Annotated in this window: 1 protein-coding gene; it reads left to right on the top strand. The window is 63.1% G+C overall.

The window, feature by feature from the left end; all coding sequences use genetic code 11:
• Nucleotides 1-7: 7 nt before the first annotated feature.
• Complete coding sequence (locus ACTJKM_RS23110; protein WP_440661025.1) at nt 8-26980, top strand: LEPR-XLL domain-containing protein; 26973 nt, start codon at nt 8-10, stop codon at nt 26978-26980.
• Nucleotides 26981-26990: the final 10 nt, after the last annotated feature.

Below are 26990 nucleotides of genomic sequence, written 5' to 3'. Positions count from 1 at the left end.
AACGGCGATGATCGAACGCCTTTTCCGGTGGTTCGGTGGCAGGAAGGCACGAAGCTTCACACCGCGCTCGGAAACCAGCCATCTAACCGGGCTCGCTCTCGAGACGCTTGAGCCCCGTTATCTGTTGTCTGCCGATATCATGCCCTTTGCGGTGGACATGGTCGGTGATGGCGGCGCTGACTACAGCCTGCGCTATGACAACCTGATCCAGGCGGTCCAGGTTTACGACAACAGGTCGAGCCTCCTCGTTGCACAGCGGAATGCTGCGGAAATCGACTATATCCGGGTGACCGGTACTGCTGCGAACGACACGCTGACAATCGATTTCGGCACGGATTTCCTTCAGGCGCTCGATATCGATTTTCAAGGCGGCGCCGGCGACGACAGACTCTCGCTGACCGGCGGCGTGTTCGATCTCGTCGAGTTCGCGGTCGATGGTGCAGGCTCCGGTGTGTTTACCGCCGTAGACGGCGAGATTAGCCATCGGATCGGTATCGGTGGCGTTTCGACCGTGACCGATGCGACAACCGCGCAGGAGCGGATCTTTGCCGACATGACGGGCGAGGGGCAGACTTTGCGTCTCAGCGATGCCGGCACGCCGGGAGACGGGTTCTCGACGCTTGACAGCATCAATGGTGGCGCGCTGGTGTCCTACACCTTTGCTTCGCCCAATCTGAAGCTGACGATCGACACCGGCGCCGGCGACGACACCTTCGTCCATAATGGATTCGACAACGCCGTTTCGGGAAAGGTCCTGCTGAGCGGTGGGGCCGGCAGTGACGCAGTGATCGGACCGCCGGAAGATACCGACTGGAACATAACCGGATTGAATTCCGGCAACGTTTCAGGGGTGTCTTTCGTCGAGGTTGAGAATCTCAGGGGTTCTGCCGACAACGAGGACACCTTCTTCGTTTCAGCTGGCGGCGGTCTGACCGGCGTCATGGACGGTGGTGCCGGCGGCTTCGACAGTCTCGTTCTCGATGGCGGCGTCTTCCATTCCGTCACCTACGTTGCGACCGGTCCCGCGTCCGGCACGATCACCCGCGATGGTCAGGTTCTGCGCTACGATGGCCTGGAGCCGATCACAGACAATACGGTCGTCGCCGATCGTATTATCGCGACCAGCGATTTCGACGACGAAGCAAGGCTGAAGGATAACGGTGACGGCACTCTGACGCTCGAGTCGCTGTCGCTTATCCCGACCTTCGAGAAGGTCACGTTCGCCAAGCCCACCAACAGCCTGACAATCAAACTTGGCGCCGACCTCGGGATCCCGCTGCTGTCGAAGGATGTCCTAACGGTTACCGGTGTCAATCTCGGGGCTGCAAGCTTTACTGTTTTTGGCGAGAACGCTGCCGATACGGCTGGCGATGACGGCAAGGACGAAGTCTTCATCGAGGGGACGAACACATTCGGCGCCCTGGCGGTTCATGCCGAAAAGATCACGGTTTCAGGTGGTGTTTCGGCGACGACGGTCACCCTTGTGGCGCTCGCCGAAGACGACGGCAAAATCACCGGCGGCGCCTATTTCGCGACACCCGAGGCGATCATCGACCTCAGCGGCGCGACTATCACCGCCTCTGGCGCCGTGCAGATTTCGGCGACGGCGGATGCGACCGTTTCGGCTTCGACTGCGGAGGTAGGGCCGCTCGAAGGCGTCATCGTCACCGTTCTGCCGGAGGCGAGGATCAGATTTGACAGCAGCACGTTGACGGCCGTGAGCCTGACGGCCGGCAGTTCGGTCAGCGTTTCGCTGACCGCAGCAGACGAAGGCGATGCAAGCGAGAACGACACGACCAAGGATGCTGCGGTTTCCGTGACGGTTGTTCTCAGCGATTCCATCACAGAAGTGCTGGGCGGCAGCGCCCTCAATGTATCCGGCGCCGTTTCGCTGACCGCCGACACCCAGCTGGCACTGACGACAACCGCGGATGGCGGCTCGGGCTCCAAGGGCGCGAGCGTTGCCGTTTCGGAAGTGAACGCGACGACGCGCGCCTATATGGCGGGCAACTCGTCGCTCAACGCCAATGGCGGTAACTTGCCCGATTCCGCCGCCTTCAGCGCGACTTTGACCAGCAATGTCAGCACCACCGCGATCTCCAGCGCCGGTGGTTCGAACCAGGGCGATGGCACGAGCGAATCCGAAAAGCGGCTCGCCGACCCGAACCAGGACAGCAATACCTCGGACAAGGCGGCGACCAGCGGCGGCGACATCACCTTCGCAGGTGCCGTCACGGTTTCCGATTACCGGACAACGACGGAAGCCTATCTCGATAGTTCCACCCTCGTTTCCGCAAGCACACTTGCCTTGACGGCGACCTCCACGGAGAGCGTCACGGCAGCCGCCGACGGCTCGGCTACGGGCAGCGCCGGGACCGGCGTCGGCGTGGCTGTCGCGCTTGGCATCGCCGATGTAACCACCCGTGCCTATGTCGCTGGAACGTCGGATCTGACGGCGAGCGCCGTCAAGCTCAATGCCACGCTGAATGCCGGCGACAGCTTTGTCGTGACGGCGGAAGCCGGTGCGGGCGGCGCCGAAACCAATGTCGCCGGGGCTCTCGCGATCAACATCATCATGACCGACGTCGAAGCCGTGATCGAGGCCGGTGCGACGGTCGATCTCAATGGCGCGGACCTCAGCCTCACGGCCTCGTCGACCACTCACGCCGAGACGGCCGCCACCCCCAATGGCGATGATCTCGGTGAAGCCGGCGAGACCGGCATCGGTGGCTCGGTGGCTCTTGTCGTCATCGACAACAATTCCATCGCGGAGCTCGAAAACGGTGCGACGGTCACGGCCGCAGACGACGTGACGCTTTCGGCAACCGGCAGCCATGAATCCGAGACGACGGCGGAAGCCGGCGGCACCGGCGGCAGCACCGGCATCGGTGGCGCAGTGGCGATCGACGTGATCGACAACACCTCCCGCGCCTCGCTCGGGACGGACGATGTCGAGCTCGACATAACCGGTGATTTCTCGGCAACGGCAACACATCATGGGCTGAGCACGACCACGGCTGACGGCACGGCGATCGGTTCGACCGCGGTCGGCGCCGCGATTGCGCTTGCCTTCGTCGACAACCGTGCGATTTCGACCACGAACCGGAATCTGCGCGCCGACGGTTCGGTCAGCCTGTCGGCGCTCGGCGATGGCTCCAGCAAGGCGGAAGCGAAAGCCAGCGCCAAAGGCGCCGACAAGAACGACGAATCCGCCGATGGCAACACCAAGGCCGATCAGCAGAAGCAGAAGCAGGTAGACTTCGCCAACAGCAAATCCGGCGATGCCGACAACACGAGCCAGACCGCCAATACCGGCGGTGGCAGCGGTGGCGATGTCGGCGTCGCGGCCGCGCTTGCGATCAACGTCTCCGACAGCGAAGCGCTGGCCAGCATCGCCATTGGCCGCACCGTTACGGCTGGCGACGGCGCCGGAACCGGCGGTGTTAGCCTGCAGGCGAAAAACAACATGGATGCCTCGGCCATCGCCGATGGCAGCGCGACGCTCGAAAGCGAAACCTCGGGCACGGCGGTCGGCGCCGCCGTGGCGATCAACGTCGCGGACATGAGCAACAGGGCGATCATCGGCAACGGTGCGGTTGTCAACGCCGACGGCGGCGTCATCCTGTCTGCCACCATGAAGAATGTCGGCGGCGACCAGAAGAACGTCTTCGAAGCGCATTCGACCTCCGGCGCCAGCGGTGGCGACATCGGCGTTGCCGGATCGTTTGCGCTCAACGTGTCGGATGCCACAGCAGAATCGGCGATCCGGCCTTCCGCCAGCGTCACGCTCAGCAGCGACGACGCTTCGCTGACGGTCTCCAATATTTCGGAAAGCAGCGCGGTCGCCGAGGCGGATGCCGAGAGTGCCAGCACCGGCGTCGGAGCCTCCTTCGCCATCAACGCAGCCGACAACACGGCATCGGCCAAGGTCGAAAATTCCGTGGTCCTCACCGGCCTCGACGACCTGACGCTCAACGCCACCGGTAGCCACAAGACCACCACGACGGCGGAATCCGGCGCGACAGCCGAAGATGGTACCGGTGTTGGCGGCGCCATCGCGATCACTGTTGCCGACAATGTGACGGAGGCAAAGCTCGGCACCGGAGGCCTTATCGACCTTGACGGCGCCTTCGCCGCGACCGCGACCCACCATGGCGACAGCGCGACTTCCGCACTCGGTGACGCAATCGCCGGGAATACGGCCGTCGGCGCCGCTATTGCACTTGCGTTCGTCGATGACAGCGCGACGGCGAGCACCGCCCGCAACATGACTGCGGATGGCAATGTCAGCTTCTCAGCCCATGGCGATGGCGCGAGCAAGGCCGAGGCTACAGCCAGTGCCGCGGGTGCGGACAAGGATAAGGAAAGCGACAGCGGCAACACCACCACTGACGACCAGAAGAATAAACAAAAGCAACTCGCCAACGAGAAATCGGGCAAGACGAACACGGGTGACAAGTCCGCAACGAGCCAGGGCGGTACCGGCGGGGGCCAGGTAAGCGTCGCCGCAGCGCTCGCCCTCAACGTCTCCTCGTCGCTTGCCGTCGCCTCGATCGGTGATGGCGTCACGATCATTGCCGGGCAAGGTGGGGACACCGGAGCGCTTCAGCTCCAGTCCTCCAACAACATGAATGCCAGTGCCACGGGCGACGGCAAGGCGACGACCACGAGCAGTGGCACCGGCGTCGGTGTCGCCGTTGCCATCAACGTCGCGACCATGCGCAACGAAGCTTCGGTCGGCGCCGGCGCGCACATCACGGCCGACGGCCTCACCGCATCGGCGACGATGAAGACGGTCGGCGGCAATGCCGAGCACAATTTCGGTGCGAAATCCACGTCAGGTGCGAGCGGCGGCGAAACCGGCGTGGCGGGCTCGTTTGCGTTGAGCGTTGCAACCACCAATACGCTCGGCACGATTGGGCTCGACCACGGCGGTGGCGGCACGACGTCCGTGACGCTCACTGGCGGCAATGTCAGCCTGCAGGCAACCAACACGACCAAATCGACGACGGAAGCGACGGCGCATGGTGCCGGCAGCGGCTCAGGAAGCACTGGTGTCGGCGCATCGATAGCGCTTGGTATTTCGCTCAACACGACCTTCGCCGGGATCGAAAACGGCGAAACGATCAGCGGCAACACCGGCAACTTCCAGGCATTTGCCACCTCGAACGATACGGTCACCACCACGGCAAAGGCGGGCGCAGCCGGCAACACTGCCGTCGGTGGCGCAATTGCAGTCGCCTACGTGGATAATGACACGGATGCACATATCGGCTCGGGTGCTGGCGGTGCGATCACGCTGACCGGAAATCTCGCCGCGCAGGCGAGCCATGCCAGCACGATCCACACGCTCGGCGACGGCGAAGCGGCCGGCAGCAATGTCGGCGTCGGCGTTTCGCTCGCTTTGAATATCGCCGAAGTGACCAACGATGCCTTTGTCGGCAGGAACTTCTCCGGCGCAAACAATGTCAGTGTCACCGCCACGTCGACTTTCGACACGAAGACAGAGTCCAAGGCGAGCGCTAAGGGAAATGATACCTCGAAGGCGAATTCCGACCAGGAGAGCAGCAACCAGACGAACATGGCGCAGAACCAGAGTGGCGGCTCGAAGGCGCCGACCCAATCTGGCAGCAGCAGTCTCGGCACCGCCGATAGCAATAGCACGAATGAGACGGGTAAGTCGACACAGGGCGGGACCAGCGTCGCCGCAACGATCGCCGTCAACTTCCTCGACGCCGACAACACCGCGACGATCGCAAGCAATGTCGTGATCGGGTCTTCGGGCGCGATAGAAATCGCTGCGACCATGACCACCGATGCGCGTGCGCTCGGCACGGCGACGGCGACCAACACGAGCGCCAATACCGGCGTTGCCGCCGCTGTCGGCCTCAATATCGCCTTGCTCGACAATACCGCGCAGGTCAATTCCGGCGCCGATCTTACCGCCGGTTCGATCAAGGTGCGGGCAATCACGGCCGATGGCGAAAGGAATACCTTCCAGGCGCGGGCACTGGCAGGCGCCGTCTCGAAGAACACCGCCGTCGGCGGCTCCGTCGCGATCAACTATCTCGACGTCAATTCGAGTGCCATCATCGGCAACAACGCCGATCTCGACGCCAACGCCGGCGGGATCGCTATCAATGCGGTCAGCGTCAACGAGATGCAGAGCATCGCCGGCGGCGCGGCGCTGAGCCTCAATGGCGGCACCGGTGTCGGCGTCGCGGTTTCCATCAATATCGTCAACGATCTCAACACCAAGGCCGACGTCGGGACCGGCGTCGATGCCGAGGCGAGCGGCGCGATTGGTGTCACGGCCCATGCCGAACTGCTGCCGATTACGGAGAGCATTCCTGTCATCGGCAATCTGGCGGTGACCAGCTTTGCTGCCGGCGTTGCGGCAAGCAACGGAACGGCGGTGGGCGGTTCCTCAAGCGTCAACGTCGTCTTCATGGAGACGCATGCCTTCATCAATGACGGCTCCGATTTCGACGGCAATGGCGGGGTGACCGTCGAAGCGACCGATATCTTGACCATGGTCAGTGGTGCTGGCGGCATCGGACTGTCCGGCGGCAGCAATGCCGGTGTCGGCATCGGCCTCGACGTGAATGTCATCATCCGCAATACCAGCGCCTGGGTCGGCGGAACTGCGGATCTAGGTGCCATTGCCGGCAATATCCTCGTCAATGCCGATTCGTTCGACACCATCACCTCGATTGCCGCCACCTTCGGCTTAAGCCTCAGCGGCTCTGGCGTCGCCGCGTCCGTCGGTGTCGTCGTGCTCGACACCTCGACCGAAGCCTATCTCGAGACGGGAACAGCACTCAACAAATCCGAGCTTCATGCCGGCGGAAATGTCTCCGTCAAGGCAACCGGTGACGCCAAGATCTTTGCGCTCGCCGGCGGCATCGCCTTCGGGCAGGGGGCCGGCATCGGCATCGGCGGCACGGTCTTCGTTCACATCGACGATGTGAAAGCCGAGATCCGCGGCCACGCCGACGTTGAAACCGGCGGCCCGGCAGGCCTCGACGTCTCGGCCATTTCGACCGAGGACGTGACCACGATCGCCGCCGCCGGTGGTGTATCGACCAGCAGCGCCGCCGTGGCTGGTTCTGTCGCTGTCACGGTGCTGACGGAAACGACCATCGCGCGCATCGGCTCGAATACGGCGGTCACGGCCCAGTCCGGTGCAAACGATCCGGGTGTTGCCGTCTACGCCTATGGCGAGACGGATCTCCTGACGGTTGCGGGATCGCTTGCTGCGTCCGGCGGCAGCGCCGCAGTTGGCGCCGGCGTGAATATCGCGACATTGATCAAGACCACGCAGGCATCGATCGATTCCGGCATGGATATGGATGCCGATGGCAACATCAAGGTCGAAGCGACCAGCAACGAGGACGTCGGCTCCTTCTCGGTCGCAGCCGGCGGGGCCTCCTCAGCCGCAATCACGGTCTCGGCGGATGTGTTCATCTTCGACGTGAAGACTCGCGCCTTCATCGGCGACGATCCGATCGACGGCATTGGCAATGCGGGCCTGACCGACGTTCGCGCCCTTGGCAGCGTGCTGGTGCAGGCGGTTGATGAAACGGAGCTCGATCTGATCGTCGGCGGCGTTGCCGTCGGCGGCAGCGCCGGCGTCGGTGTCGCAGCCGGTGTGGCCGTCGTCACCAAGACGACGGAATCGTTCATCGGTGAAGACGCGCGCGTGACCGGCGAGGGCCAGCACAGCGTGGCTGCACGCACTGGCCGGTTCGACATCAGCTTTGCCGGATCGCAAAGCATGGGCGATGGCTATGACCCGCAGACCGACGGCCAGGTCAGCAAGGACAGTCTCGAAGCGGGGGTGCCGGTCAAGCAAGGGGGCGGGGGCCTCGGCCAGTTCAATGACCTCGACCAGGATGAGAGCGATGACGGTACCCCAACCGATCCGGGCTTGACCCAGCAGCGGACGGCGACGGCCGCCGTTGATGGCGGCTTCCGCGGGGTGGCGGTTTCGGCAAGCACGAAGGACGATATCGAAACGGCGGCCATCAGCGTCGGCGGCGGCGGGTCCGTCGGTGTCGCCGTCGGTGCGGCGGTCAACGTACTCAACACGACGACGACCGCGCTGATCGGGGAAGATGCCCGCATCAATCAGGACATGAGCGGCAGCGGCAATGCTGGACAATCGGTTCTGGTCGCGGCGGCGAGCGACTTCAGCCATCTGGGCGTTGGCGCAGGTGCCGCCGTCGGCGGATCTGCTGCTGCCGCTCCGGCCGTCGACGTGTCGGTGGTAACGACGAAAACGACGGCGATCATCGGCGATGACAGTCTGGTCGATGCGAACAATGACGTCGCGGTCATTGCGACGGCGAAGGAGAAGGTTCTCGTCGTCTCCGCCGGTCTGGCGCTCAGCGGTGCCGTCAGCCTTGCCGGCGGCGTCTCGGTCGTCTCGATCGATGCCGACACCTTTGCGCGCATTGGGGATTCGACCGTCGAGGCCGGGGGCGACGTTGCCGTCATGGCCAAGGACGACTCGCAGTTCACCATCGTTTCCGGTGCGGTCGCCATCGGTCTCGCCGGCGGTGGTGCCGCTGGCTCCGTTGGCGTCGTCAACGTCACCAAGGACACTGAAGCGACGATTGGCGAGAATGCCTCGATCGATGCGCGCGCCAACGGCGCGGGCATCGCGAATGTGCTCAACGGCAACATCGCCACGAGCGGTGGCGACCCGACCGGCTTCTCGACGCTTTCGGGTGAGGCCCATGGTGTCATCGTCCAGGCGCAATCGTCCGAAGTCGTCACCCACATAGCCGTTGCCGGCGCGGGCGGGCTTTATGTCGGCATTGCCGGCGCGGTCAGTGTGACAATCATCGATTCCGACACTTTGGCCGCCATCGGCGATGGTGCCGCGATCAACCAGGGCTTTGCCAACTACAAGCTCCACCCGGCCAATGTCGGCCTGGCACAGGGTGTCTACGTCAACGCAGCCAATGATGTTCGTATCACGTCCTTTGCCGGGTCGGCAGCCGTCGGTTTCGTCGGCATTGGCGGCGGCATCGATTTCGGCAGCATCAAGAACGATACGACCGCCTCGATCGGCGCGAATGCCGACATCCTGGCGCGCAACGATGTCGCCGTCAGCGCGGACTCGATCCAGGTCCTCAAGGGCTTTGCCTTCAGCGGCGTTGGCGGCGTCGTCGGCCTCGGTGCGTCGGTGTCCGTCTGGTCGATCGGCCAGGACTTCAAGGACGGTTATACCAACGAGAAAGAAGGCACGTCCGACAATGCTACCACGGGCGGTGGCGACACCGCCGCTTCTGATGCTGGCGAGAAGACCGACGGCGGCGTCGGCGAACTGACCGGTCAGATGACCGGCTTCAGCGGCGACGGAAATGCGCGTACAGCCGATTCCCGCGTCCGGGACAATATGCAGGGCGCATCGAACCGGTTGAGCGACCCATCGTTCTTCTCTGCCGCCGACCTGAATGCTGCCCTGGCTCCAACGAGTGAGGAGCATGGCACCACTGCGACCATCGAAGCCGGTGCGGAGGTGGAAGCCGGCCACGATATCCTGGTCGTATCGCGCCAGAACATGAAGGTCGATCTGCTGATCGGCAACGCCGCCGTCGGTCTGGTCGGCGCCGGCGCAGCTGTTACGGTTCTCAATGTGTCCGAGCAGGTCAAAGCAAAGGCCGGCGGCAATCTCAAAGCCGGCAACCAGATCAAGGTCGAAGCTGAACTCGACGAAGAGATTGATGTAACCACCGTCGCCTTCCAGGGCGGGTTTGTTGGCCTCGGCGCCTCGGTCATCGTTATCAACGATACCAGCCGCGTACAGGCGCGCCTGCTCGATGGAACCGTGGTGGATGGCGCAAACCTGCTGTCGGTTACCGCATCGAACACGCAGGATTTCGACGTCACGACGACGGGCATACAGGCAGGCCTATTGGCGGCCGGCGCCTCCTATGTCGACCTCAATATTGGCGATACCGACGACAACACGATCGAATCTCTGGCGAGCATCGGGGCTGGCAGCCAGATCGGCCAGACCGACACGGTCGGTGCGATCACTGTGCATGCGGACTCGACCGTCGACGCCAAGGCGGAGACCTTTGCGCTCGCCGGCGGTGCGCTCGGCCTCTCGTTCAATTTTGCGCTGATCGATGTCGAGACCAACATCGAAGCATCGATCCTTGGCGGCGCAAACATCGATGCCACCGGCACCGTGACGCTGGAAGCGCTTTCGAGCCACAATGCCAAGGGCGATGTTTTCGCGCTCACCATCGGTATCGGCGCGGTCGGCACGAGCTTCGTGACGGTGAATGTCGTACCGACGACAAGTGCGCTGATCGGTGGCAATTCGACTATTACAGCCGGCGGCATCGTCATGCTCGCCTCCCACAATTTCGCCGGCGAAACGGCGACGGATCGTGGCGCCAAGGCCTTTGCCGAAGCCTCGGGTGGCGGCCTGTTCAGCGGCCAGGGCGCCGTGCCCACCGCCAAGGCCAACGCCATCGTCAACGCTACGATCGGCGCGGGCGGCAGCCTGACCATTACTAACGACATCGATATCAAGTCGCGCCTGCGCAACTACGCCGTCGCCAACACCGAGGCGAATTCCTTCGGTGCGGCCGCTGTCGGTGCAACCGATGCCGAAGCGACCGCTAACGGCCAGTCGAACGCAGCGATGAATGCCAATATCGTTTCGGTTCGCGACATCGGGGTCGACGCGCTTGCGATCAACGGCGCGCTCGCCGTTGCGGAAGCGACAGGCGGGGGCGTCCTCGGGGCGCTGACGCTCAACAGCGCCACGGCAACCGCAAGCCCGTCCTCCGTTGCGGCGACCATCGGCAACAACACGTCCGTTCAGTCCGCACGCCATATCCGGCTCAAGGCACTCGCTAACACGGAAGGGGATTCGAAGGTCGTCGGCGTGACGATCGGCGGCGTTTTCGGCGCCGGCGATTCCGATGCCACGACCAATGTCAGCCCGACCGTCTCCAGCACCATTGGCACTGGCAGCGTCATCAATGCGACCGGCACGGTTTCGGTCGAGGCGATTGCAGCGCCCATTCCGGGCACGCAGCCCGACTATGCAGTCGTCGACGCCGATGGTGTCGCCAACACCATCACCGTCAACAACCATGGTCTCGTGACCGGCGATACCGTCGAATACGATGCCGGCAGCGGTGGCGCGGTGATCCCCGGTCTTAACTGGCCTGATCCGCAGGATCCGGCGGTCAACCGTCAGTACAACGTCATCAACGTCATCGATGGCGGCAATGTCGACCCGAACAAGCTATACTTCGGCTCGACTTTCAATGCCGCAAGCATCGATTCCGAAACCGAGATTATTACTTTCCAGGGTGCGCATAGCTTCATCAGCGGCGATGCCGTGCGTTACTATGCCGGGCCCGACGAAACGGTTAACAGCTTCGGCCTGACAGAAGGCAATCTCTACTACGTATTGGTTATCGACGAGTCCCATATCAAACTGGTCAATACGCATGACAAGGCGGTCAACCCGCAAAACTACTTCAAGAACTTCCAGCCCGACGACATCGCCGGCAATCAGATCACGATCTCCGGTCATGGGTTCACCAATGGCATGGCCGTCACCTATGACGCGCCCGACGCCAAGACCTTCGTCAGCCGGCAGGTCGATGTCCATCCGACGGCACTCAATCCCGATGGCTCACCGATTGACGACGGCACGCAGAACAACATTCGCTTCTTTGACGACAACGGCAACGCGCTGAACCATGGGTTCAGCGAGGGCGAGCACGTCGTCTACAACGTCGAAACGGAAACGGGAGCGCCCGGAACGCCGATCGGGGGGCTGTCTGATGGCCAGACCTACCGTGTCCACGTCGTCAATTCGACGACGATCCAACTGAAACGCAATGACGTGGTCACCGAACAGGTTCAGTTCGTCCGCAATGGGGCCGGCGACCGGATCATCCGTACCGATGGCGAGAACTGGGCCGATTTCGGTTTTGGAACTGGTACTCTGTTCATCAGCGGCGCCGGTGCCAACAGCGGTACCTACACCGTTACCGGCGTCAGCGGCAGCACGCTGATCCTGTCGGTCGTCAACAGTGTTACTGAAACGACGCTCACCAAGACCTTCGATCAGTCGATCATCACGCTCACGCCCAACAAGGCGAAGACTGCCGACGACATCCATTCGCTGATCAACGCCAAGAATCTGCCAATCGGCGGGCTCGAAGACGGCAAGACCTATTATGTCCGTGGCGTCAGCGGGCCCGGCGACGATACCTTCGAACTGTGGGACGCGCCTTCCGGCGGCACGCAGATGACGTTGACGCCGACCGGGCTTTCCGGCCCCTACGCCAACCATCGCATTGGCGCGCTGGCCGTCGACATATCGAGCGACAGCACGAGCGAGCAACAGCTTCGGATCGACATCAACGATGCAGTGACGTCGGTAGCTGGCGGCCAGTTCCTGTTCGGCCCAGGCGAGGTCTCGCTCAGCGAAATCGCGCCGCAGTCAGGCGACGGCGTATCCTCGGCCTATTCAAAGGGTTCCGGCGGCGGCTTTGTTGGCGTCAACGGCAATGACGCCAATATCACCAGCAATCCGAACGTGACCGCCACGATATCGGCGACGCTTGTAACGACGAGCGGCGATGTCTCGATCACCACATCGGCCACCACCAATACGACGGCGCACGCGGTCAACGGCACCGGCGGCTTCGTCGCCGTCGGCGACGCGGATGCCAACAGCTACCAGGACATCAACAGTGTTGCCTCGGTTGGGGACGGCACGCGCATCGTCGCCGGCAAGAACGTCACCGTTGCATCCAGCACCAATGCCAATACCGGAGCCTCGTCGCATGCGAGCGCCGGCGGTGCCGTTGGCTTGGCTTCGCCGACGACCGTAGTCTGGATCGAGTACAACAGTGCCGCGACGATCGGCGCCGACGCGATCGTCGTCGCCGGCGAACTGGCACGGCTAACCGCCTATTCCGAAGCCGGCGTTTCCGCCAAGTCGACCGGTTCAGGCGTCGGCTTCGGCGGAGATGGCGACGCCGTCACCCATGTCTATATCGGTGTTGCGGATCCGAACCCCGATCCGGATCAGGCCGACACGATCGCAACGCTCGGCGACCGGGCTGTTCTGAGCGCCAAGCGGGCCGTTGCCAGCGCGAAAGTCGGGCGCTTCGACGTCTTCGCCGGCAGCGACGGCCGCGGCGCCGGCTTCTATGGCGAAGGTCAGGCCGAAAGCACCATAACGGCCCGGCCGAAGGCGGAAGTGCACATCAATGCCGACGCCGAACTGACCGGCTGGGAGGGCGTCGACCTCGTCACCCGCTACGACAACGTCAAGACGCATGCCAAGTCCTATGCCCGTGCCACAGGCCTTTTCGGCTTCGTCGATTCCGATGCGCACAACGACACCGACGTGGCGTCGAAGATATTCGGCGCCGCCGGCGCTCTGATCACGGCCGGCCCGCGCGACAATGCGGATGGTGTTCTCGGCCATCCGGATTACCCGCAGGAGCCCGCGGCATCGAGCGAACACCTGGCGCTCTATGCTTCCACCGTCAACGGCTCGATCTCGCAGACGGATGACGCCGACCACAGCAAGCGTTCGCTTGCCGCCGGCGGCTCCGATGGCAGCAGCCCCGACGAGCGGCCGCAACAGATCGACTTCAATTCGGATGTCCTCATTCTCTCCGGCCGCTCGCCAGAACTGGTTGTCAAACAGCTCGTCATCGGTGCTGACGGCCAGATCGACGTCGCGGTCGAGGTGACCGTCAACGATAGCGCCAGCGGTGGTGGCAGCAGCGAAGGAGAGGGCAATACGATCCAGAGCGCCGACATCGTCGTCAACGACATCGTCAATCCCGGCCCGGGCGACGTCGTCTTCGATTCCGACACGATGGTCGGTTCCGGCGGCACTTGGACGTTCCGCGACACGCTGCAGCGCGTTACGATCCGCAACGAGTCCGACAAGGACATCGTCATCAACAACATCGATGTCGTCACCGACGAGCAGCCGCTTGCCTGGTTGAACCCGTCGAAGACAGTGACCCTGACGTTCAACATCGAGCGCGAGGTGGCGCCGACGCTGATTGAGATCACCGACACGGGCGGCCGGTCGGATATCTATATCAACGGCACCATCGAAAACCCGATCGGGACCACCTCGATCGTCAATACCGACGGATCGGTTTTCGCGACCAACGATCGCGGTGTGCTCGGCAGCGACGGCCGGGAATCCCTGATCCGCACGCACATCCTCAATATCCGGGCGGACGAAAACGTCGGCACGACAGGGAACCGCGTCAACATCGACATCGTCGACAGCGCCGGCCTGCCGCAGCTTGTCACCTTCGATACCGGCCGTGTCAGCGGCTTGACGGAGCAGATCTTCCTCGGGCACGAAAACCGCTTCTATACCGGCCAACTCGTGCGCTATGACGCGGTCAGCACAGCGATCGGTGGGCTCGTCGATGGCGGCTACTACTATGTCATCGCTTCCTCCGACGGCCTGAGCGTCAGGCTGGCAAGCACGCTGGCGAATTCCCTCGCCGGTGTCGCGATCAATCTTTCGCCGAGCGGGCCGCTCACCAACCAGCACAGCCTGATTGCGGCGGAGACATTTACCGTCGATGCCGTCCAGAACATCAACCTCGACCTCAAGGCCCTGTTGCGCGAAGACCTCGGCGGCGGCTACTACATTGTCGAAATCGACCGGATAAGCGCCGGCGATAGCGCCAATGTGCTGCTACAGGCGAGCCTCGAGCAGAGCGGCGCAGGCGCCTCGGGCGGCGTGCTCGTCAAGGCGCCGAGCCAGGCAGCCGGGATCACCCATTACAATTTCTTCCGGCCGGACAGCGGCCTTCCTGAAGAGCTGAGCCGCGGCGTTTTCGGAACCGGCAACACGCCGATCGCTTCCACCTACGACTTCCGTGGCATCGATCCGGCTACCGGCAATCGGTCTCTGCCCGGCCTCCAGGCCGGAGCGGTCACCAGCGGTGGCGATATCATCGTCGCTGCAGCAAATCCCGATCCCGGCGCAACGACGATCAATGTCCTCGGAATCACCGAAATCACCGGAAACGGCGATATCGATGTGGTGACCAACGGCTATATCGCCTTGAGCGAAAAGACCGGCGACATGCGCGTCGAGCGGATCAAGTCGACCGCGTCGGACGTGCTGCTCTATTCGCCGCGACGCATTCTCGATGCGCGCGGCCTGACGGAAGGCGATGTCGAAGCCGATGTCGCCGGCCGCAACATCACCATGGCCGCCGGTGTCGGTCTCTTTAACCCGAACCATGCACAGGTCGCTGCGCAGGTTCTCAACCCGACGCTGCTCGACATCAATTCACCGCTTGGCGGTATCGGCCTGCCGACCGATTTCCTCGAGATCAACGTCGACATCCGCAACGGCCTTGGTGGCCTCGGTGTCCTCAGGGCATTCGATACGACCGCAGACAGCACGCTCGGCATCTTCCTCGATGAAGTCGTCGGCGATCTGCTCGTCCACACGGTCCATACGACGCGTGACATCTCGCTGCGCACCGTCTCGGGCTCGATCCTCGATGCGCGCAACAACGGCGCCGGCGATGATTTCGCCGACCTGCTTGGCCAGAGCATCGATCTCGACGCCAATGGCGGCGGCTCCATCGGCGCCTTCAACAATGATCTGGAGATCGATTCCTCACGCGGCTCGTCGAACGACGACGTCGCGCTGGAAGCCGACAACAACATCTATCTGGCGGAAGCACCCGTTAATCCCGGCGAGAGCGCCGGCAACCTCAGGCTCGTGCTCGCCCATACCTATGACGGCGACATTCGCATCACCGTGCGCGAGACGGCGGTCCAGGGCGAGAACCTCGACCTGCTGCACAGCGGCAGCGCACGCTTCTCCGAGGACGGCCTCACCTTCCCGACCTTCCAGGCTGATGCCGAGCGTCTCATCCCGCATGGCCAGATCTTCGCCGAGAAGGGCAATGTGCAGTTGCGCGTCGGCGACAACGTCACACTCGACCCCAACAGCGAGATCCTGGCCGCCAAGCGGATCGACATCTATGGCGACGTCACCGCCTTCGACGAGGCCATCACCCTGCTTGCCAATGCCGATATCGGCTTCGGTTCGGTCATGCTGTTGCGCGGGCGCATCATCGCCAATGCCGCAGTAACGCCCGGCAACAAGACCAACGGGACGCCGGTCGGGACAGCCGCGCCGAAGACGACGGCACCCCACCCGACGAATCTGACCTGGATCTTCGGCAATACCGATGTCGATACCATCCAGTTCGGCGATCCCTCGGGCGCCGGCGGCACCAACAGCCAGGGCAGCCCCGGCTATATCTTCCTCGGCTCGAAGACGCGGGCCTATGGCAGCCAGAACCTCGACCCGACCAACGCCGACGGCGAAGATCGCTTCACGGTCTACTACCTGCAGGATACAGCGACGCAGACATCACCAAACATGACGACGGCAGCCGAACATACGCTGACGCTCGACGGTGTCTCCGGCAGCGACCTCTACGAGGTCTACACGCTCGGCTCGAACAATCCGGGCCTCGGTAATGCCGGTACGGACTTCAACCGCAACTACGTCATCAACGTGCTCGACAGCGGGCGCTCCAACGACGGCGTCGATGCTCTGAACGTCTATGGCTACAACTCGGCATTCAACGGCAAGGACGGCGACGGCAACAAGCCGATCGACGACATCTTCCTGCTGCGCGGCGCGAACTATCTGCCGCATGAAACGGCTGATCGCCCGGCCTATGTCGCGATGGTCTATGGCCAGCCGACCACCTATGCGGACACGATCGAAGACAACGAACCGTCGAACGAGAGCGCACGCATCAACTACGACACGGCCCTCAATGGTCGCGTCACCGTCGAAGGCCTCGGCGGTAACGACAACTTCTATTCCGACGATACGACGGCGATCGTGTCGCTTCAGGGCGGAGCGGGGGACGACGCCTTCCAGATCGGGCAGATCTTCGGCAACAAGCGCACCGACGATCCGGAAAACGGCGTCACGCCGTTCTTCGGCGGCGGCCTGCTCGCCCAGGACGTCTTCCCGGACATGGTTGCTACGACACGCGGCTGGCTGAGCCCCGGCATCAGTGCGTCGCTGGTCGCGCAGGGCGGAACCGGCAACGACGAGTTCCGTGTCTATTCGAACCAGGCTGAGCTGAGGCTCGAAGGCGACGACAACAACGACCTGTTCATCGTGCGCGCCTTTGCGATCGCCGCTGTTGCCAACCAGGATTGGAATGGCGACGGCATGATCGACCAGGACGACCTGCCGGCTGTCACGCTCGACACCAATGGCGATGGCGTCATCAACTTCGCCGACGCCGATTCCACGCCCGACGACTACACCGACGACGTGATCGTTCGCGACGACCAGGGCGTTGCCATGCCGATCATCGGGCTCGGGTTCTCTGTTGCGCGGGCGCCCGACATCCGCGCCGGTGGTGGTGAGGACGAGGTCCAGTACAACGTCAATGCTCCGGTTTCCGTCGACGGCGGCACGGGCTTCGACAAGCTCGTCATCCTCGGCACGGAGTTCGCCGACGACTTTGCGATCACCGAACGTGGCATTTTCGGCGCCGGCCTTAATGTGCGCTACACCACGATCGAAGTGGTCGAAGTCGATGGTCTCGAAGGTGACGACGAATTCTTTGTCCAGTCGACCGCTTTCGGCGTTGCCTATCGCGTCATCGGCGGCCTGGGATCCGATACGATCAACGTCACCGGCGACGTGACCGAAGACATCGTGACCCGCGAGCTCGAAGGGGCCTCCGGTGCTGTCGATCATCTCGTCACGTCCGGTGACGCGCTCTACGACGGTGTGCTGGTCGACGGTTTCGACTACAACGTCGCTTCCGGAGAAGAGGGCATCATCCGCATCGACGAAACCGGCGGCTTTACTGCCGCGCGCGAAGGCGGCCCGATCAATGTGGACAGCTACACGGTGAAGCTGGCAATCGCTCCGCTCGCCGGCCAGGTGGTCTATGTCACCGTGTCTGCGGCACGCTCGCCGCAGGAAGAGGAAGACGGCACACTGTTGAACCCAGCGCCCTTGCCGAACGGCCTTGGCGATACGGTCTGGCTGTCCACCGTCAACCCCGGCGGAACCGTCACCGACAGCGACTTCCAGCATGTTGTCATGGTCAACGGCGTACCGCAGATCATCAAGGATCGCGCGGTCGTGCTGCGGTTCGACAGCGGCAACTGGATGAATCCGCAGATGGTCTACGTCTATGCGCCGGACGACCCGCGGGCAGAAGGCGACCGCGTGGTCGTCATCCAGCACAGCGTGATTTCCGATCTGAGCGGCGTCGACACCAATGTCATCGACATCGATGCCGAATATCCCGATGGAGACCCCTTTGACGCGGCTGACGTCCGCAACGTCGAGGTGCTGGTCAGGGACAACGACACACCCGGGATCTATGTCACCGAGGTGGCGCCTGGCACGAACATCGAAGACGGCCGGTCGCTGGTCATCGAAGGCAGCCCGACGACCCAGTTGACGGACGAGATCCTCGTTCAGCTTTCGACGGCGCCGGAAGTGGGTGACATCATCGTCGTCAAGCTCTTCCTCAACGAGGCGAGCGACGAGGATATCCAGATCTTCGATGTCGACGATCCGACGAACATCTTCAACTCGGTCGGCGACCGCATGTACAAACATGCCGACGGCTACTGGCGGCTAACCTTCGACCATACCAACTGGGATGACCCGGTTCGCATCGGCGTTCAGGCGCGTGACGATATCCCGCGCGAAGATCCGCATACGGCGGTCATTTACTTCCAGCGCGACGACGTTCTGACGACTGACGCCGACCACGACTATGTCTTCCCGAATCTGCGCTCCGGCCCCGGCTATGTCGACATCGAAGTCATTGACAACGACACGGCCGGCGCCGTCGTGCTCGAAAGCGGCGGCACGACGCTGCTCAATGCCGATGGCAGCGATACGGACGACTACACGATCCGGCTGACGAAGGCGCCCAGCACCACCGTACAGGTCGCGATCGTCACCGATGGACTGGCGGATGTCGTCAGCGTCAACGGCGTCGCCGTCACACCCGGCTCGGGCTATACGGTCATCGGCGGGCTCAGGCCGACGCAGATTTTCGACGGCAACCTCGTCTTCAGCAATGACGGCCTCAACGGCAAGATTACCCGCGGCACGGGCGCCGATCTCGGCAGCTTCGTCGATGAAGGCTTCTTCGTCGGCCAGCAGATCCGCGTCGGCAACGCCGGCGGCAACAGCGGTGACTATTACATCACCGCGATCGACACGGTCGACGGCAAGTTCATCAAGGTCGACCGGACGTTCGGTACCGGCGGCCAGCTTGCCGATGTCATCCTCTCGGACCTCGCCAGCGATGGCGCCTTCACGGGCAATATCCAGTTCCATACGGTCATCGAGGACGGCACGCCCACCTATCGGATGACAATCGCCGGCCTTGCCGACGATGCGGACGGCTGGCTCGCCCATGGTTTCCTGGAAGGCCAGTGGATCCGTGTCTTCGACGCCGCCGACAACGTTATCGGCAACTTCAAGATCGCGATCATTCGCGGCGAGAACGACACCAAGGATGCCACGATCCAGATCACCTCGCAGAACGCTGGACTGCTGCCGGTCGGCAGCACGCTTGCGGGCGTCAAGGTGCTGCGCACCGCGGCGGTCGCGACGTTCAATCCGGGGAACTACTATATCCAGCAGACGGTCGTCCTGCAGGCGGACGACAACTACGACATCCCCGTCACGCGCGAAGGCGTGAAGGTCTTCCCGGCTTCGGGACATTATCTCTCGAAGCTGCGCGGACCGCTGGCTGTTGAAGGCGGCCCGACGGGCGCTGACCGTTCGTTGGAAAACGGCCTGAAACTGCCGGGTGAAGCGGACGACTTCCTGATCGCCATCGGCGCCCAGCCGCCGGAATCGCAACAGATCGATGTCCTCAACATCTTCAACGACACCAGCAAGGAAGATGTCGACGGCGTCATGACGCAGACGACGCTGACCGGCTTCAACATGGCCGATGATCTGAGCCTCGGCCTCGGGGTAACCGGCGACCCGACCTTCGGCGAATCGGGCTTCTTCCCGGGCGGCATCAGCTTCGGCAAGATCAGCGTCGGTTCTGACGGCCAGTTCGGCACCAATGCGACGCAAAGCACCATCGAGGTCGTCAATCTGATGCTCGGCGAGGGCAATGACGGCCTCGTCATCCAGGGCACGCTCGATCCGGCGCCCTCCGTTCAGGTCACCAATAGTTTCACGGTGACGCCGAACGGCAGCAACGGCGGCACGATCGTGCGCGCGGGCTTCGATTGGAAGGCGATGGGCTTCCTCGTCGGCCAGACCGTGAAGATTGCGGGGCAGGTGGGCACCTGGACCGTGGTCGCGATCAACGACGCCCTCATCGATCCGCTGCATCCGGAAGAAGGCGCCGACCCGAACGACAATTCGATCCTGGTTCTCAGCGGCCCATCGCTCGCTGGCGTTGCCAGCGGCGCACTGACCATCACCGCGATCGACAAGGACGTGATCACCGTCAACAAGTCCGTCGACGTCGCCCAGACGATTGCGGGCGGGATCATCGTGCGTACCGATGGAGGCTCATGGACCGGCTTTGCGGTCGGCGATTTCATCACTATCGACGAGGACTTCGCGAAGGGTGAATACCAGATCGTCTCGATTGTCGGCTCGACGATGCGCGTCACCGGCGGTCAGCTCGCGCTCGTCAGCGACGCGCCCCGGACCATCAACCGCATCAACCCGGTCACCAACGCGATCCTGCAAACGGTGGTCACCGATGTCAGTATCGATCCGACCTATACCGGTGGCATCGTTACCCGTCAGGATGGCATCAAGTGGGCGGACGAGGGTTATCTTGCCGGTCACCTCATCACCATGGTCGATGAAAACGGCAAGCGCGACTTCCGCATCATCGAGATCTCCGATGACGGCCTCTCGCTGAAGCTAGAAGGCGCATTGCTCGCCACACAGAACGATGCGGTCAAGAGCTTCTATGTGCAGGGTGCGCATGGCGGCCTGACGCTCGTCCACGGCGGCGGCAACATGTACCTCGAAAGCGCCGGCAAGATGAACATTGCCAGTGCCGGCGGTGGCTCGATCGTCGTGACCCGCCTCGATGGGCGCGACTGGTCCGAAGACCGGTACCAGGTCGGCCAAGTCATCCAGCTTGAGGGCGAGACCTACACCCGGACGATCCTTGCCATCGTCGACGCGACCCTTCCGCCGCCGCCGAACTCGGCCCTGACCTGGGGCGATCTCAGCGCCCTGGTATTGAGCGCGCCGAACACCCACATCGGGCAGGGCGCCGGCGTCTCGCTGCCGGCCGATGCGTTCAACAGCTACGCCGAACGCTCTCTGCATGTCGCCGAAGCACGCACGATCACGGCTTCCGGCACGATGAACGTTGCCACCAACAGCCTGACGCGCAGCGCCGGGAGCTGGCAAGCAGACGGCTTCTATGTCGGCCAGAAGGTCTATGTCAGCGGCTATGCCGGACTGTTCACGATCCAGGCGCTGACTGCCGCGGTGATGACGTTGCAGAACGTGGCGTTGACACCGGCAACGGGCGTCCAACTGACCGTGTTCGGCTATGACACCACGCTCGATGGCGGCAAGCGCGTCGGCGGCGACTACATCAAGGTCAATGGCGGCGCCGGTCCGAACTCGCCGCTCGTCATCTATGGCGACACCAGCCAGGATGGCATCTGGTATTCCGGCCAACCGCACAACGTGCTCGGCATGGAATTCGGTGAAAAGCCGTTCGATCCCTTCCCGCAACTGCAGGATGGCGAGAACGAAGACGATGAGTGGGTCTTCCCGCTCGCCAACCCCTACAAGCTCGCCGGCAACGACGTCATCGACGCCAGCGCACTGTTTGCGGGCGTTGCAGGGGGGAGTCTGCCCAGCGTCGGCCTGACGATCTATGGCGGCGCGGGCAACGACACGATCTATGGCAGCCAGGCCGGCGATCATCTGGCCGGTGGTTCCGGCGACGATCTGATCATCGGCAACCGCGGCGTCGATCATATCTATGGCGACAGCGGCGTGAACGTGAACATCTTCACCCGCCAGCTCTTCATCGACACGGTCGACAACAGCCCGCTGCCTTCCGCCAACCCGAACACCGACACCAACGGCACCACGATCAAGCCGGTGAAGTCGTCGGTCCGCGATCTCATGCAGGCAGGCCGTGACCTGATCTTCGGTGATGGAGCGTCCCATCTCGGCTACGGCCCGAGTGCCGTCGCTGCGGCCGGCGTACTCGGCGACTTCGACGACATCATCTTCGCCGACCATGGCATCATCGAGATGTTCGTGGACGATCCGAACCTGCCGTCCGGTCTCAAACAGCGAATCCAGACGACCGAGCTCGTGCTCGTGACGGCGATCAAGTCGGCCGAGCTGCAGAACGGCGCCGACGATATCGTGTTCGGCGGGCTTGACCGCGACGTGATCGTCGGCGGTGCCGGCCATGACATGCTGGACGGCGATCAGCAGGACGATCGCATCTTCGGCGACAACGTCTACCTCACCCGCCAGGGAGGCGCCGACGGCAACTTGCTGGACGACACATTCAGCAAGCGCTTCCAGACCTTGGCCGGCGCGCTGCTCTACAGCCGCACCGACAGGCCGATCCCGTCTGGCTTCGGCACCGTCACTGGCGACAACAGCGGTCTCCTCTTGGTCGACGGTATCGCACGCCGTTACCGCGACCCGGACGGCGCGCCGTGGTGGAGCGAGTATGCGGTCGACTATGCGACCCTTCACACATTCGCCTTCGACCAGGGAGCTGCCGGCGTTGGCAGTTTCGGCAACGACTACATTGCCGGCAGCGAAGGTCATGACGAAATCTTCGGCCAACTGGGTAATGACGTCATCCAGGGCGACGGCGGTATCGAACTTGCCTTCGCCGGCACGTCGCATGTCGGCGCCTCCCGGACGTCGGGCGGTGTTGCCGATCCGATCGGCCCGTTGACGGTGATCGCATCCTTTGCTGCTGCGAGCGATGGCCAGGACTACATCGAAGGCGGTGGTGGCGATGACCAATTGTTCGGCGGCCTCGGCCAGGACGACCTGGTCGGCGGCTCGTCCTCGTTCTTCAGCCTGACCGATGCAAATGCACGGCCTGACGGCGACGACTACATCTTCGGCGGTACCGGCGCCGAAATCGACCGGAACGACCTCGACCTTCCGGGCGACGGCACCCTTGCGGCTGCGCGTTATGCCCGCGATGCCGACACCATGGTCGGCGACAACGGTAATATCGTCCGTATTGTCGGGATCAATGGCGTCGATATCAACCCGAACGGGCTGGCAAACCAACAGCTCTACGTCCGGTACAATTACGATGTGAACGATCCGGCCCGCACCGGCGCCGAACGCATTGTCGTCCGCGGCGTGCACCTTCTCGACTACACACCGGGCGGCCCGGATTTCCGTCCTGACCTGTTCTCGAAGACGAACCCGAACGACGCGGCCTATCGCAACGGATTCGGTCTGTGGGCGAAGAATGACATCGGCGGTCATGACGAATTCCACGGCGAAACCGGCGACGACATCGCCTATGGCGGCGGTGGCCACGACCGCATGTTCGGCGATGCCGAGAATGACGATCTAATCGGCGGTTGGGGCAATGACTGGATCTCTGGCGGTACCGGCCAGGACGGCATCCTCGGCGACGACGGACGGATCTTCACGAGCCGCAACAGCGCCACCTATGCCGAGCCGCTTTACGGCGTCCTAGCCCTCCTTGCTACCGATCCGGATACCCGCACCAGCCAGGGCGACGTGCTCAACGAATTCATCTACACGCCCGGGCAGGTGCAGACCGAGACGATCAATATCGGCGGCCAGCTGAAGAAATCCGTCGACCTCACGCCCTATAACCTGAAGCCGAACGCTCAGGGCGCAGATGATCCGCTGTTCGACGCCAATGTCGTCGACGACATCATCTTCGGCGGTCTCGGTGACGACTTCATCCATGGCGGCGCCGGTGACGATGCCGTCGGCGGCGGCGAAGCCCTGCCGCTCAGCTACACCCAGCGCTTCGAAAACGGCGTCGTGGTCGGGCTGGTGCGCACCGATTTCACACGGCCCTGGAACCCGGGAGACATCCTGCGCTTTGGTGCCGATACCGATCCGTGGAACGCACCGAAGCCGGTTCAGAGTAAGCTCGGCGAATTCTTCCTCTATGACGAATACGATCCGCGCCGGACGATTCTGTTCAATGCTGACGGAACCGTCTGGAAGTCGGGTGCTGCGCCAACACAATTCCAGTATTTCCTCAACCTGGTCGACAACGAAGGACCATTGGTCAACGGCGCGATGGCGTTCTCGCCCAACGGCACACCGATCGCCTTCGCCGACCGCAATACGGACGGCAGTGACGCCATCTTCGGCGACCTCGGCAACGACTGGATCGTCGGCGGCACAGGACGCGATCACATCTATGGCGGCTGGGGTAATGACCTCATGAATGCCGACGATGTGCTTAGCACCAATGGCTGGATGAACGACCAGCCGGAAACGCATCCGGTCTACGAGGATCGTGTCTTCGGCGGCGCCGGGCTCGACATCCTGATCGGCAACACCGGCGGCGACCGCCTGATCGATTGGGTCGGCGAGTTCAACAGCTATCTCGTGCCGTTCGCTCCGTTCGGCATCGCGACGGTCAGCCGCCAGGTGCCGCCGCAGCTCTTCGACTTCCTCTATGCGCAAGCCTTCAGCGATGGTGTCGACATCACCCGCACGGCCGATACCGGAAGCGTCAATGGCAGTGACCAGTACAGCCATGTGTCGCAGTTCCAGGGCGGAGTCGAAGGCGAAATCGGACTCGTGACGCAGAAGGATCACGGCATCTGGCAGGATCAGACCGGCGGTCCGACCGATCCGCAACCGGGCAATATCCCCGGTGGACGACGCGACGTTCTGCGCACGGCCGACTTCAACGACGGCACGCTCGACGTGTTCGCCGCCGACCAGGGCAAGTTCGCAGTCTCGAGCGGCATGATGACCGTCGAGTCCGAGACATCATGGGGGCAGGCGGCGGCGGTCTTCTATGCCGACCAGTACCTGCCGATCTATTTCGAGATCTCGGCCAAGATCACCGCTCAGAAGCCTTTGGCGGGCTGGAAGGCCAACTCCTATGTTATCTTCGACTACCACTCGCCGACCGACTTCAAATGGGCGGGTATCAACATCTCGAATGACAAGATCGAAATGGGCTACCGCGACGCCAGCGGCTGGCACCAGGTCGCCCAGTCGAACAAGCCCGTCCAGTTGAAGGCTGGCATAGCCTATGACGTGCTCGTTGCCGTCAACGGCACGAACGTCACGGTAACGGTCGCGGGTGTGAACTGGTTCGGCTACACCTTCGCACCGAGGATCGAGGAAGGCGTGCCCGTGGGCCTCAACCGCGGCCTGGTCGGCGCCGGCAACGATGGCTCCAAGTCGAAGGTGGACAACTTCTCGGTTCAGATCCTGCCGCCAAACCTGTCGCTTGACTATACCGACAACTTCGACGCAACCAGCCGGTTCCCGATGAGCGGTACGGCGGCCACGGGCTGGACGGTCGCAGGTGGTCGCTTCGTCGGCGCCGCCGGCGCTTCCATCAGCACGTTCAACCTTGGCACCAAGCTCCGGGCGGACTCCTACCTCGAACTCGAGGCCAAGCTACTGACGGCAGGCACGGGCGGTATCGTCTTCGACAGCTATGGTCCGAACGACTACAAGTTCGTCGCCCTCGATGCCGTCAACGACAAGGTCCTTGTCGGCCACGTCAGTGCCAAGGGCGGCTACAAGATCGATCAGTCCTTCAGTCGCGTCCTTGATGTCGGCGTCGACTATACTTTGAAGGTGATCTTCAAGGGGGCGGCGGTCAGCATTCAGGTGAACGGCGGCCTCGTCGGCACCTATGGCTTCAATGCTGCACTGGTCGATGGCGGCTTCGGCACGATGTCACGTGTCGGATCAAGCTCGTTCGATCGCTTCCTGATCCGTACCAACGATCCCGCCTTCAACACGTCGACCAATCTGCTGGCGGCGACCGGCGGCACGACCGTCGCCGGTGGCGAGATCACGAGAGGACAGGCACTCTCCGTGCTCGACGATGCCGTCGCCCTCTGGGCGAAATCGGGACTGCTCGATGCATCAACCTTGGCGCGCCTCGGCACGATCGACCTGCAGATCGTCGATCTCGAGGGCGACCGACTGGCCGAGGCCGTGTTCGGCGCAATCAGGATCGACCGCAACGCCGCGGGACGGGGCTGGTTCGTCGATCTCACGCCGCAGGATAACGAGGAGTACAGCCTTGTCGACGGTAAGTGGCAGGCGATCGGTGGCGGCCCAGCCGCGGGACGCTTCGATCTGCTCTCGGTCCTGCTCCATGAAATGGGTCACGAGGCCGGATTGGTCCACTCTGCCGACGATGCTGTCGGCGGCGTAATGGCCGAAACGCTTGAGGTCGGCGAGCGCCGGTTGCCGCTGCCGGCAACCCAGTCCGAAACGCGAAACGACGCCCAGGTGTTCGATGAGGAGCTTGGTCTGTTCGTAACCCCGACTGAGCGACGGCTGATGAAACTTGCCGGCATCAGCGCCTCGGATCTCCATATCCCAGGGGTTGGCGAGGCGAACGAGACAGCCGCGGCATCCGGCTGGGCCGGAAGCGCCAGAGGCGCTCTGGCGGCCGCGTGGCAACCGGCAACGGGCGGGGGCGATGGCATAGCGCGCTTCGGCAGTAGCGACGAGAAGTCATGGATCTTCGACGAGGCAACCGGCACGTTTGTCGACCCAACGGCCTGGACACAGGTCGGAGATCATGCCGCCAAGACTTCAGGCGCCGGTGAGAATGATGCGGATGCGAGTGAGCAAGAAGTGTTGAACGGCATAATCGAGTGGGAGGCCCGAAAGGGACTGCTTTCTCGACTGGTCAGTCTCTTTGGAGGGCGCTAGCGTGCGAGTA

Source organism: Ensifer sp. 22460 (genome assembly GCF_052044935.1).
GTDB lineage: Bacteria > Pseudomonadota > Alphaproteobacteria > Rhizobiales > Rhizobiaceae > Ensifer.
The sequence above is the reverse complement of the archived record's forward strand: the minus strand, read 5'-3'. Positions and strand labels throughout refer to the sequence as shown.

Bases quoted from the DNA above. Each gene is read 5' to 3' on its own strand.
- ACTJKM_RS23110 (WP_440661025.1), top strand. From the start codon at position 8: ATGATCGAACGCCTTTTCCGGTGGTTCGGTGGCAGGAAGGCACGAAGC.